Origin of the sequence: Escherichia sp. GZ89 (genome assembly GCF_019366485.1) — a bacterium.
GTDB lineage: Bacteria > Pseudomonadota > Gammaproteobacteria > Enterobacterales > Enterobacteriaceae > Escherichia > Escherichia fergusonii.
On the sequence record NZ_JAEOHX010000007.1, the window covers coordinates 30,584 to 43,925 of the forward strand.

Consider the following 13,342-nt stretch of genomic DNA (forward strand, 5'->3'; position numbering starts at 1 on the left):
TCCCTGGTTCGGATCTACTGCTTTCGAGTGACAATGACGAAAAATCAGCCGTTTGTCATATGTGGCTGGAAGACTTCTACCCGGTTTCGGCCCTGACTTTTGGCGTAATAAAGTGCACTATCTGCCTTTTCTATCAATAGCTTATAGTCAGGATGATAATCATATTCGGCGACGCCAATACTGACCGTGACCGAAAAACTTTCACTGGCTGAAGCCTGGATACGCAAACCAGCCATTTTGTTACGTAGATTTTCGAGAATAATTTTGGCTTGTGATAATTCTGTTTCGACAAGCAAAATCATAAATTCTTCGCCACCATAGCGGAAAACATAATCACTGCTGCGAATATGTTCATAAATCATCGCAGAGACATTTTTCAGCGTATTATCCCCGGCATTATGCCCATAACGATCATTAATTTGCTTGAAGTAATCAATATCCAGCATGGCGAGGGCGAACGGTTTACGTGAGTGCAGGGCGATAGAGATTTCCCGCCGCATAATCGTCGGAATAAAGCGCCGATTTAATAGTTGTGTCAGAGAATCTTTACCGTTTTCTTCTTTTACCAGATCTTCAAACATGGAAGAGAGTAAAATATGAATTTGCGCCGTTAACTGGCGAATTTCCTGCAATAACTTCAGACGTTCGTCTGTGGTCAGTTGCGCGTGCAGGGGAAGCTCTTGTTTCAGATGGTGGTCGATCTTTTTCATCAACGTTTCCATCCCGGAAAGCAACACGCTTTTACCCAGAATATGCTTCCCTTTATGAGCAAACCACATGCCAAATTCAGATTTAGACAAGAAGACCAGGTCTTTTATGGGTAAGCCAGTCGCAATATTGTAGATAAATTGGTTTTCCCAGTCGGTGAGAGAACGAATTTGTCTTTCCCGTTCCACGTTTATATCGTCATAGATAGTCAACAAGCGGTATTGCTCTTCGGCATTGACTGAATTTTGCACGCTTGGCGAGTAAGATGCCGTCATTGCTTCTATGGCTGTATCAATTGCCAGGCCGCTAAAACAAATGGCGTCGGTAATGATATGTGCGGCAGCCACTTTTCGCAGCGCGAGGATTTGATAAAGTTCTTCTTTGATTTTTCGTGCAGCCCGAGCGACCAGATCGATAGGTAAACCGATGCGCGCATGAACGATGCCAATTTCATGCTGCTTTGCTAACAGTTCATGTAAATCTTGCTGCGAGCTGCCCAGTACTGCACGTAACCAGTGAAACATGCTGCTACTAAGGCGGCTGTTAACCTGCTCAGTATTCAGGAACAGGGCACTTTCAGTGTGCGACAACATGTAATCATAAAAAATAGTTACCAGATGGTGTAACTCTTTGTCACTTAATGACAACAGCAGTTCATGTGCGGCAACTGGTGTTTGATTAATGAGTGTTTGCCATTCTGTAAAAAGAAGATCGTCGCTACCGGATTCAACCTGTTCCATTGTGCTACCTGCCATTAATAAATCTCGGTGATATTACGGGCATTTTTCGCGCAATGGTCAAGGAGGATTTTGCCGGAAGAACGCATTGTGAATTGCACGTTAAACGGGCGTATCCGAAGCTTTAACGATGCGTCATACCCTCGTAAATCAGACGGAGTGCAAACATACCAATTACCGCCCCAATAACCCGACTGGCAATTCGTTGTATTCTTCCGTAAGCGCGGCGTACAGCGGGTAATGAAAAGGCCTGGCTGAGAAAAATCCGCCAGATAACCGAAGAGAATACTATTCCGCCCCATGCCAGCAATCGAGCCCAGGCAGGTGTTTCAGCATTCAGGGTGACGGAGAAAATACTGATAAAAAACAGTACAGTTTGCGGATTGGAGAGATCAGTCAGCAATCCCCGACGAAAAAAAACATACCAGGGCGCGCTGAGTGGTGAGTGCAGAGTGGATATTTGCGGCGTAGCCTGATGGCGAATGCTATTCCATGCAAACCACAACAGATAAGCGCCGCCAGCGATCTTAATCATCGCAAACAATTCTGCGCTTTGGGTGATTAACGTTGCCATACCAAACAATCCCAGCCCGGAATAAAACGCATCACCCAGTGCCACACCAAGCCCCGTTAGCACGCCCGCTCTCCGACCAGAAGCCAGACTGGTCTGCACCACGACAAACAGGTTTGCCCCAGGATTAAAAAAGGTAATGACGAACAAACCAACGGTAAGAAAAACGGCGTGCAGAGGTTCCATAAGGAGTCATTCCATAAATATGATGAATAACTTCATCATATTTCTGTAAAAATCGACCCGGTGCGAGAATGATCACAAACGTCTAATTTTCCTGCTTCTGGCTTTTTTATCCTGGCTGAACTAATTATTAATCGACCCGGATTTTCTGAGGGTGATAGCGTGATAACTCATCTGGAGCAAAAAATATGAAAACGATGTCTAAATTGTTAATCGGTGCGTTAGCGTTTGCCGTTACCAACGTTTATGCCGCAGAATTAATGACCAAAGCGGAATTTGAAAAAGTTGCATCGCAGTACGAAAAAATAGGTGATATTTCAACCAGTAATGAAATGTCGACCGCAGATGCGAAAGAAGATCTGATCAAAAAAGCGGATGAAAAAGGGGCTGATGTGTTGGTGCTGACCTCTGGTCAAACTGACAATAAGATCCACGGCACGGCAAATATTTATAAGAAGAAATAATTCTGCACCCCATGTAAACATGCCCGATGCGTAAGTTTATCGGTGATCATCTATTGAAATTTATGCCGGATAAAGCGTTATCGCTGGATTCGGCATTTCAGTTTTTCAGCCGCCGCCAGAATGTCGTTCGGCTGATACCTAAATAATTGGCCGCGGCTGTTTTATCGCCATTAAATTTCTCCAGTGCCTGTTGTGGCGTCAGTAAGCATGGACCGGGAGTTTCCGCCGACTCGCGCGCCAGTTCCGGCAGTAGCAACTGCAAAAATTGCGGCGTTAAATCCGGCGTCGGTTCCACACTTAAAAATAGCGCCAGTCGTTCCATCATATTGCGCAGTTCACGAATATTTCCCGGCCAGTTGTAGCGCAACAGCACAGTTTCACTTGCCTCTAATCCCTGACGTAACGCGGAAGAAAATGGCGCAGTAAGTGCCGCCAGTGACACTTTCAAAAAGCTTTCCGCCAGCGGCAGAATATCCGCCACCCGCTCGCGTAGCGGCGGCAATTGCAGACGCAAAATACTCAGTCGATAAAACAGATCACGGCGAAAACTCCCTTGCTGCATATCCTCTTCGAGATTGCAGTGAGTGGCGCTAATAACCCGTACATCCACCGGAACAGGCTGATGCCCGCCGACGCGGGTGACCTCTTTTTCTTCCAGCACCCGCAGCAGCCGGGTCTGCAACGGCAGCGGCATTTCGCCTATCTCGTCAAGAAACAGCGTGCCACCGTGGGCGATTTCAAACAGCCCGGCGCGTCCTCCGCGTCGCGAGCCGGTAAACGCCCCTTCCTCATAGCCAAACAGTTCCGCCTCCAGCAGCGATTCGGCAATCGCCCCACAGTTGACGGCAACAAAAGGATGCGACTTTTTGCCCTGTCGCGCATCGTGGCGGGCAAAATATTCCCGATGAATCGCCTGGGCCGCCAGTTCTTTGCCCGTCCCCGTTTCCCCTTCAATCAACACCGCCGCACTGGAACGGGCATACAGCAAAATAGTCTGCCGCACCTGTTCCATCTGTGGTGATTGACCGAGCATATCGCCCAGCACGTAACGAGTACGCAGGGCATTGCGGGTAGCATCGTGCGCGTTATGCCGTAGAGACATGCGCGTCATATCCAGCGCATCGCTGAACGCCTGGCGTACGGTGGCGGCGGAATAAATAAAAATTCCGGTCATCCCGGCCTCTTCTGCCAGATCGGTAATCAGCCCTGCGCCGACCACCGCTTCGGTGCCGTTGGCTTTCAACTCATTGATTTGCCCGCGGGCGTCTTCTTCGGTGATGTAGCTACGTTGGTCGAGGCGCAAACTAAAGGTTTTTTGAAACGCTACCAATGCCGGAATGGTTTCCTGATAGGTGACAACGCCGATAGAAGAGGTGAGTTTTCCGGCTTTTGCCAGTGCCTGTAACACATCGTAGCCGCTCGGTTTTATCAGAATTACCGGTACCGACAGGCGGCTTTTCAGGTACGCGCCGTTAGAGCCAGCGGCAATGATGGCGTCGCAGCGTTCGCTGGCCAGTTTTTTGCGGATGTAGGCCACCGCTTTTTCAAAGCCAAGCTGGATAGGGGTAATGTTTGCCAGGTGATCAAACTCGAGGCTGATATCGCGAAATAGCTCGAACAGGCGCGTTACAGATACCGTCCAGATAACCGGTTTGTCGTCATTCAGCCGTGGTGGATGTGCCATAGCGCACCGCAAAGTTAAGAAACCGAATAATGGGTTTAGTCTTGTTTCATAATTGTTGCAATGAAACGCAGTGAAACATTGCCTGAAACGTTAACTGAAACGCATATTTGCGGATCACTTCATGATTTTATCTCTAACAAATTGAAATTAAACATTTAATTTTATTCAGACAATTGTGGCATACCCCTTGCTTTGTCTTTATCAACGTAAATAACAAGTTGATAACAAAGGATGGGCTATGTCTCTACACTCTCCAGGTAAAGCGTTTCGCGCTGCACTGTCTAAAGAAAATCCATTGCAGATTGTCGGCACCATCAACGCTAATCATGCGCTGTTGGCCCAGCGTGCCGGATATCAGGCGATTTATCTTTCCGGTGGTGGCGTGGCGGCAGGTTCGCTGGGGTTGCCGGATCTCGGTATTTCTACTCTTGATGATGTGCTGACTGATATTCGCCGTATCACCGACGTCTGCTCGCTGCCGCTGCTGGTGGATGCGGATATCGGTTTTGGCTCTTCGGCTTTTAACGTTGCCCGCACTGTGAAATCGATGATTAAAGCCGGTGCGGCGGGCTTACATATTGAAGATCAGGTTGGTGCAAAACGCTGCGGACATCGTCCGAACAAAGCGATCGTTTCAAAAGAAGAAATGGTGGATCGGATCCGCGCGGCGGTGGATGCGAAAACCGATCCTGATTTTGTGATCATGGCGCGCACCGATGCGCTGGCGGTTGAAGGGCTGGATGCGGCGATCGAGCGTGCGCAGGCCTATGTTGAAGCGGGTGCCGAGATGTTGTTCCCGGAAGCAATTACCGAACTCGCCATGTACCGCCAGTTTGCCGATGCGGTGCAGGTGCCGATCCTTGCCAACATTACTGAATTTGGTGCTACGCCGCTGTTTACCACCGACGAATTACGCAGCGCCCATGTCGCAATGGCGCTGTATCCCCTTTCTGCTTTCCGCGCCATGAACCGTGCCGCTGAACATGTCTACAACGTCCTGCGCCAGGAAGGCACGCAGAAAAGTGTCATCGACACCATGCAGACCCGCAACGAGCTGTATGAAAGCATCAACTACTACCAGTACGAAGAGAAGCTCGACGACCTGTTTGCCCGTAGCCAGGCGAAATAAAACACAACGAAAAATATCTCGACCCTACAAATGACGAGGACAACATGAGCGATATAACGATCCTGCAAAACAGTACCCATATCATTAAACCGAAAAAATCTGTGGCACTTTCTGGCGTTCCGGCGGGCAATACGGCGCTGTGTACGGTGGGTAAAAGTGGCAACGACCTGCATTACCGCGGCTACGATATTCTTGATCTGGCAGAACATTGCGAATTTGAAGAAGTGGCGCATCTGCTGATCCACGGCAAACTGCCTACCCGTGACGAACTCGCCGCCTACAAAACAAAACTGAAAGCCCTGCGCGGCTTACCGGCTAACGTGCGTACTGTGCTGGAAGCCTTACCAGCGGCGTCGCACCCGATGGATGTTATGCGCACCGGGGTTTCCGCGCTCGGCTGCACGCTGCCAGAAAAAGAGGGGCATACCGTTTCTGGCGCGCGGGATATTGCCGACAAACTGCTGGCGTCGCTTAGCTCGATTCTTCTCTACTGGTATCACTACAGTCACAATGGCGAACGCATCCAGCCGGAAACCGATGACGACTCCATCGGCGGCCACTTCCTGCATTTGCTGCACGGCGAAAAGCCGTCGCAAAGCTGGGAAAAGGCGATGCATATTTCGCTGGTGCTGTACGCCGAACACGAGTTTAACGCCTCCACCTTTACCAGCCGGGTGATTGCGGGCACCGGCTCTGACATGTATTCAGCCATTATCGGCGCGATTGGCGCACTGCGCGGGCCGAAACACGGCGGGGCGAATGAAGTGTCGCTGGAGATCCAGCAACGCTACGAAACGCCGGACGAAGCCGAAGCTGATATCCGCAAGCGGGTTGAAAACAAAGAAGTGGTCATTGGTTTTGGGCATCCGGTTTATACCATCGCCGACCCGCGTCATCAGGTGATCAAACGTGTGGCGAAGCAGCTCTCGCAGGAAGGCGGCTCGCTGAAGATGTACAACATCGCCGATCGTCTGGAAGCGGTGATGTGGGAGAGCAAAAAGATGTTCCCCAATCTCGACTGGTTCTCCGCTGTTTCCTACAACATGATGGGCGTTCCCACCGAGATGTTCACGCCACTGTTTGTTATCGCCCGCGTCACCGGCTGGGCGGCGCACATTATCGAACAACGTCAGGACAACAAAATTATCCGTCCTTCCGCCAATTACGTTGGACCGGAAGAGCGACCGTTTGTCGCGCTGGATAAGCGCCAGTAAACCTCTACGAATAACAAGAAGGAAACGTACCCAATGTCAGCTCAAATTAACAACATCCGCCCGGAATTCGACCGTGAAATCGTTGATATCGTCGATTACGTCATGAACTACGAAATCAGCTCCAGAGTGGCCTACGACACCGCCCATTACTGCCTGCTTGACACTCTCGGCTGCGGTCTGGAAGCTCTCGAATACCCGGCCTGTAAAAAACTGCTGGGGCCAATTGTCCCCGGCACCGTCGTACCTAACGGTGTGCGCGTCCCCGGAACCCAGTTCCAGCTCGATCCCGTCCAGGCGGCATTTAACATCGGCGCGATGATTCGCTGGCTCGATTTTAACGATACCTGGCTGGCGGCGGAGTGGGGTCATCCTTCCGACAACCTCGGCGGCATTCTGGCAACGGCAGACTGGCTTTCACGCAACGCGGTCGCCAGCGGCAAAGCGCCGTTGACCATGAAACAGGTGCTGACCGCAATGATTAAAGCCCATGAAATTCAGGGCTGCATCGCGCTGGAAAACTCCTTTAATCGCGTCGGCCTTGACCACGTTCTGTTAGTGAAAGTGGCTTCCACCGCCGTGGTCGCCGAAATGCTTGGCCTGACCCGTGATGAAATCCTCAACGCCGTTTCGCTGGCATGGGTAGACGGACAGTCGCTGCGCACCTACCGCCATGCGCCGAACACCGGCACGCGTAAATCCTGGGCGGCGGGCGATGCTACATCCCGCGCGGTACGTCTGGCGCTGATGGCGAAAACGGGCGAAATGGGTTACCCGTCAGCTCTGACCGCGCCGGTGTGGGGCTTCTACGACGTCTCCTTTAAAGGTGAATCGTTCCGCTTCCAGCGTCCGTACGGTTCTTACGTCATGGAGAATGTGCTGTTCAAAATCTCCTTCCCGGCGGAGTTCCACTCCCAGACGGCAGTTGAAGCGGCGATGACGCTCTATGAACAGATGCAGGCAGCAGGCAAAACGGCGGCGGATATCGAAAAAGTGACCATTCGCACCCACGAAGCCTGTATTCGCATCATCGACAAAAAAGGGCCGCTCAATAACCCGGCTGACCGCGACCACTGCATTCAGTATATGGTGGCGATCCCACTGCTGTTCGGGCGCTTAACGGCAGCAGATTACGAAGAAAACGTCGCGCAAGATAAACGCATCGACGCCCTGCGCGAGAAGATCAATTGCTTTGAAGATCCGGCATTTACCGCTGACTACCACGACCCGGAAAAACGCGCCATCGCCAATGCCATTACCCTTGAGTTTACCGACGGTACGCGATTTGAAGAAGTGGTGGTGGAGTACCCAATTGGTCATGCTCGTCGCCGCCATGACGGTATTCCGAAACTGGTCGATAAATTCAAAATCAACCTCGCGCGCCAGTTCCCGACTCGACAGCAGCAGCGCATTCTGGACGTTTCTCTCGACAGAGCTCGCCTGGAACAGATGCCGGTCAATGAGTATCTCGACCTGTACGTCATTTAAGTAAACGGCGGTAAGGCGTAAGTTCAACAGGAGAGCATTATGTCTTTTAGCGAATTTTATCAGCGTTCGATTAACGAACCGGAGCAATTCTGGGCCGAGCAGGCCCGGCGTATTGACTGGCAGACGCCCTTTACGCAAACGCTCGATCACAGCAATCCGCCGTTTGCCCGTTGGTTTTGTGAAGGCCGAACCAATTTGTGCCACAACGCCATCGACCGCTGGCTGGAGAAACAGCCAGAGGCGCTGGCATTAATTGCCGTCTCTTCGGAAACAGAAGAAGAGCGCACCTTTACCTTTCGCCAGTTGCATGACGAAGTGAACGCGGTGGCGTCAATGCTGCGCTCACTGGGCGTACGGCGTGGCGATCGGGTGCTGGTGTATATGCCGATGATTGCCGAAGCGCATATTACCCTGCTGGCCTGCGCGCGCATTGGCGCTATTCACTCGGTAGTGTTTGGTGGATTTGCCTCGCACAGCGTGGCTGCGCGGATTGATGACGCTAAACCGGTGCTGATTGTCTCGGCAGATGCCGGAGCGCGCGGTGGCAAAATCATTCCCTATAAAAAATTGCTCGACGATGCGATAAGCCAGGCGCAGCATCAGCCGCGCCACGTTTTGCTGGTGGATCGCGGGCTGGCGAAAATGGCGCGCGTTACCGGACGGGATGTCGATTTCGCGTCGTTGCGCCATCAACACATCGGCGCGCGGGTGCCGGTGGCGTGGCTGGAATCCAACGAAACCTCCTGCATTCTCTACACCTCCGGCACGACCGGCAAACCAAAAGGTGTGCAGCGTGACGTCGGCGGTTATGCGGTGGCGCTGGCGACCTCAATGGACACCATTTTTGGTGGTAAAGCGGGCGGTGTGTTCTTCTGTGCGTCAGATATCGGCTGGGTAGTGGGGCATTCGTATATCGTCTACGCGCCGCTGCTGGCGGGGATGGCGACCATTGTTTACGAAGGATTACCGACCTGGCCTGACTGCGGCGTGTGGTGGAAAATCGTCGAGAAATATCAGGTTAGCCGGATGTTCTCAGCGCCGACCGCCATCCGCGTGCTGAAAAAATTCCCTACCGCTGAAATTCGCAAACACGATCTCTCGTCGCTGGAAGTGCTCTATCTGGCGGGAGAACCGCTGGATGAGCCGACTGCCAGTTGGGTGAGCAATACGCTGGATGTGCCGGTCATCGACAACTACTGGCAGACTGAATCCGGCTGGCCGATTATGGCGATTGCTCGTGGTCTGGACGACAGGCCGACACGTCTGGGAAGCCCCGGCGTGCCGATGTATGGATACAACGTGCAGTTGCTCAATGAAGTCACCGGCGAACCGTGCGGTGTCAACGAGAAAGGGATGGTAGTGGTGGAAGGGCCGCTGCCGCCGGGGTGTATTCAAACCATCTGGGGCGATGACGACCGCTTTGTGAAGACGTATTGGTCGTTATTTTCCCGTCCGGTGTACGCCACCTTTGACTGGGGCATCCGCGATGCTGACGGTTATCACTTTATTCTCGGGCGTACTGACGATGTGATTAATGTTGCCGGGCATCGGCTTGGCACACGCGAGATTGAAGAGAGTATCTCCAGTCATCCGGGCGTTGCTGAAGTGGCGGTGGTTGGGGTGAAAGATGCACTGAAAGGGCAGGTGGCGGTGGCGTTTGTCATTCCGAAAGAGAGCGACAGTCTGGAAGATCGCGAGGTGGCGCACTCGCAAGAGAAGGCGATTATGGCGCTGGTGGACAGCCAGATTGGCAACTTTGGTCGCCCGGCGCACGTCTGGTTTGTCTCGCAATTACCGAAAACGCGATCCGGAAAAATGCTGCGCCGCACGATCCAGGCGATTTGTGAAGGACGCGATCCGGGGGATCTGACGACTATTGATGATCCTGCGTCGTTGGATCAGATCCGCCAGGCGATGGAAGAGTAAGGTATTGTCGGATGCTTCGCGTGACGCATCCGACATTTATCGCCAGCTCACCTGATAATAATAACGACCAGCGTTCAATAAAAACTCCGGCGAAACTGACGGGCTCCATGAGTCATCACCGCCAACTCCCATATGAAAACCATCGATATTAAGCCATGTGCCTTCTTCCGCTTGTAGCAGATGGCGATGGCTGGTCTCCATGAGTTGCTTTTGGCTATAACGGCTGATATTGAACTGAAAGTCGCCTCGCCATTGGTGTGAGCCATAATTCAATTCGCGAGTGCCACAACGCAGACCGTTTTCACTGGGGAAGACGTAGGGTGTATACATCGCTGACAATGGTCGCTCCCAGCGGTCATAACAGGCTGCACTTAGTCTGTCTGGGTAGTTTTCTTCCGGGCCTAATCCCAGCCAGTTTACGCGCTCTGCCACTTGCGCCAGTTGGCAGGTGAGGCCAACACGTGCCGGATGCGGTGTATCGCTTGCAACCTCAACATTAACAGCAATGAACATCTCACCATGCCCATCAATACGATAGGTTTTTCGGCTGATAAACAGCGTCTTACCCTGATACTGCCAGGCATGTGCAGTGGTTATCAGTACCGACTGTGAAAGCGCCTGTGCTTCACATTGCAGTAATAACACCTCTGGCTGGTAATGCCCGGCGGCTTTCCAGCGTTCCACCCAGGCGTTAGGATCAATATGGTGGGCTTCGCTGACACCAATATCGTTGTCCAGCGGCGCACGGGTAAATTGATCCATAAGCGGAGACAATAACTGCGGCTGGTCATCAAGCCAGTATTGGCTGAGAAAACCTGAATGGCGGTTAAATTGCCAACGTTTATGACCTGACTCCACGCTAAAAAAAGCATCATCAATTGATAAATCAGGTGTACAGGAAGCCGCAGTTGGGGATTCAGTAGAAAGATTTTCAGCAATCAGCCACTGCTGCCAGGCGCTGATATGACCCGCTTCAGACCAGGCTGTTGCGTTAGGTTGTATCACTTGTACGGTTAGCCATAGTTGCCCAGGCATTTGCGAAAGAGGGTATTCAGGCAAGGTGATAACTTGAGTGCTACATGCTGCGATATCCAGAGACTCTTCGCCACTCGCCACAGTGTTACCATCCCACGCTAGCGACCATTGCAGGATCTCATTATCGCTGTGGCGGAACATGTATTCACTGGTGACTTCAATTTTCCGTTCGAGCAGCCTGAACTGGAAAAATTGTTGAGCATGTTTCGCCTCCGTTAGTGCCGGATGCGGCGTGCGATCGGCAAAGACCAGACCGTTCATACAGAACTGACGGTCATTAGGCGTATCACCAAAATCACCGCCGTAAGCCGACCACGGATGACCCTCTTCATCATATTTAATCAGCGACTGATCTACCCAGTCCCAGACAAAACCACCTTGTAAACGCGGATACTGACGAAATGCCTGCCAGTATTTGCTAAAGCCGCCGAGGCTGTTCCCCATCGCGTGGGCGTATTCGCAGAGTATTAACGGGCGTTGTTCACCAGGTAGTGAAAGCCATTTTTTAATCGACCATTTTGGCACTGCCGGGAAGGGCTGATCTTCATCGACACGGGCGTACATCGGGCAAATGATATCGGTTGCCGCCGTGTTTGCTCCTCCACCTTCATACTGCACCGGGCGGGAAGGATCGGTTGATTTTACCCAGCGATAAAGCGCATCGTGATTTGCACCATGACCAGACTCATTACCCAATGACCAGATTATAATGCAGGGATGATTGCGGTCTCGCTGTACCATCCGTGTTACGCGCTGGCTCATGGCGGGTAACCACTGTGGATCATCACTCAGACGGTTCATCGGCACCATGCCGTGGGTTTCGATATTTGCCTCATCAACCACATATAGCCCGTACTGGTCACAAAGTGTGTACCACAAAGGATGATTAGGGTAATGCGAACAGCGGACAGCATTGAAGTTATTCTGCTTCATCAGCAGGATATCTTGCAGCATGGTTTCACGGTCCATCACCTGCCCATGCAGCGGATGATGCTCATGGCGGTTCACTCCACGAATCAGCAACGGTTTTCCGTTAAGCAGCAATAACCCGTTTTCAATTTTGACCTGACGAAAACCGACATCACACGCTTCGGCTTCTATCAAAGTGCCGTCAGCGGTTTGTAACAAGAATACGACGCGGTAAAGGTTGGGCGTTTCCGCACTCCAGAGTGCAGGTCTTTCCACTGAAAGACGTAACGTTACTCGATCGTTATATGCGCCGCGCTCATCAATAATTTCACTGCCAGGTGGCGCGGTTTCTTCATCAATCAGCGTCTCTCCCTGCCACAATTGCACTGTGACAAGCAGCTCTCTGACGTCGTCGCTGTTGATTCTGACCTCTGCCTCCAGAGCTGCCCGGCTAAAATCATCGTTAAAGTGCGTATTCACATACATATCGTTGATTTGACTGGTAGGTTTATGCAGCAGTGTAACGTCACGAAAAATACCACTCATCCGCCACATATCCTGATCTTCCAGGTAGCTACCGTCACACCAGCGCAGCACCATTACCGCCAGGCGGTTTTCGCCTTCCTGCAAGAAGTCACTGAGATCAAACTCAGAAGGGAGGCGGCTATCCTGGGAATAACCTACCCAACAGCCGTTACACCACAAATGAAATGCGGAATTGACACCATCAAAAATTATTCGTGTCTGCCCTGACTGCCGCCAGGCGTCATCCACCGTAAAGATAACTGAATAACAACCCGTGGGATTTTCCACAGGAACAAAAGGGGGATTAACCGGAATTGGGTAGGTGATGTTGGTGTAAATTGGCGCGTCGTAGCCATCCATCTGCCAGCATGAAGGTACGGTCACCGTGTCAGCATTGTCGGTGTCGTACAACAACCAACTCTCCGGTACGGCTTCCGGGAACGGATACCATGTAAATCGCCATTCGCCGTTCAGGTTAAGCACACTACCGGAAGGCAGGTTATTGCGAGCGTCTTCAGCACTGCGCCAGCTGCTAAAAGGGGGATGCGCTGCCAGGCGGTTGAGTTGACTTATCGCCGGGTTTTCCCAGTCGCGACGATGTAAGACAGCTGCAAGTGAATCCGTATTCAAGGGCATGGCGGTATCCTGAGATAAAGTCGTCTGCTGGCTATCTTGCCATAGGCTATAAATAAGCGTCTTATTCAGTGTGCAAATGTGTGCGCGAGGACGAATTGTCTGTAACAAGTATGAGAAGAGGAGGGGCGTTACAACT

At 51.8% G+C, this 13,342-nt stretch carries 9 protein-coding genes; 5 read left to right on the forward strand and 4 right to left on the reverse strand.

The genetic code is table 11. The features are described 5' to 3' along the window. Window positions 1-44: 44 nt before the first annotated feature. Both K0335_RS12720 and K0335_RS12725 read right to left on the reverse strand, forming a co-directional pair. Window positions 45-1,448: a GGDEF domain-containing protein gene (locus K0335_RS12720; RefSeq protein ID WP_000438625.1), complete on the reverse strand. Its 1,404-nt coding sequence runs from the start codon at window positions 1,446-1,448 to the stop codon at window positions 45-47. Window positions 1,449-1,569: 121 nt separating this feature from the next. Next, on the reverse strand, window positions 1,570-2,202 hold the full coding sequence (locus tag K0335_RS12725) for a LysE family transporter (protein WP_000433505.1): 633 nt from the start codon (window positions 2,200-2,202) through the stop codon (window positions 1,570-1,572). Window positions 2,203-2,387: 185 nt separating this feature from the next. Between K0335_RS12725 and yahO the strand changes: the two genes are divergently transcribed. Further along, on the forward strand, window positions 2,388-2,663 hold the full coding sequence (yahO, locus tag K0335_RS12730) for a DUF1471 family periplasmic protein YahO (RefSeq protein ID WP_000855701.1): 276 nt from the start codon (window positions 2,388-2,390) through the stop codon (window positions 2,661-2,663). 97 nt (window positions 2,664-2,760) lie between these two features. Here yahO and prpR read toward each other — a convergent pair whose 3' ends face one another. Next, window positions 2,761-4,347: a propionate catabolism operon regulatory protein PrpR gene (prpR, locus tag K0335_RS12735; RefSeq protein ID WP_104919298.1), complete on the reverse strand. Its 1,587-nt coding sequence runs from the start codon at window positions 4,345-4,347 to the stop codon at window positions 2,761-2,763. A gap of 238 nt (window positions 4,348-4,585) precedes the next feature. On the opposite strand from prpR, the gene prpB reads away from it, so the two are divergent. The 4 genes from prpB to prpE are packed head-to-tail and all read left to right on the forward strand — an operon-like array spanning window position 4,586 to window position 10,101. Then, window positions 4,586-5,476 carry a methylisocitrate lyase gene (prpB, locus tag K0335_RS12740; protein WP_000052172.1) on the forward strand — a complete coding sequence of 297 codons (891 nt, stop codon included), beginning with the start codon at window positions 4,586-4,588 and terminating at the stop codon, window positions 5,474-5,476. 44 nt (window positions 5,477-5,520) lie between these two features. Beyond that, window positions 5,521-6,690, forward strand: coding sequence for a 2-methylcitrate synthase (gene prpC, locus K0335_RS12745; protein ID WP_219393848.1), 1,170 nt, complete (start codon window positions 5,521-5,523; stop codon window positions 6,688-6,690). A 33-nt stretch (window positions 6,691-6,723) separates the two neighbouring features. Next, complete coding sequence (gene prpD, locus K0335_RS12750) at window positions 6,724-8,175, forward strand: 2-methylcitrate dehydratase (protein ID WP_104919299.1); 1,452 nt, start codon at window positions 6,724-6,726, stop codon at window positions 8,173-8,175. 39 nt (window positions 8,176-8,214) lie between these two features. Beyond that, a complete protein-coding gene (prpE, locus tag K0335_RS12755) occupies window positions 8,215-10,101 on the forward strand; it encodes a propionate--CoA ligase (RefSeq protein WP_104919300.1) in 1,887 nt (628 codons plus the stop codon). A gap of 36 nt (window positions 10,102-10,137) precedes the next feature. On the opposite strand, the gene K0335_RS12760 is transcribed toward prpE, so the two are convergent. Continuing rightward, window positions 10,138-13,206, reverse strand: coding sequence for a beta-galactosidase (locus tag K0335_RS12760; protein ID WP_219393849.1), 3,069 nt, complete (start codon window positions 13,204-13,206; stop codon window positions 10,138-10,140). Window positions 13,207-13,342 lie beyond the last annotated feature (136 nt).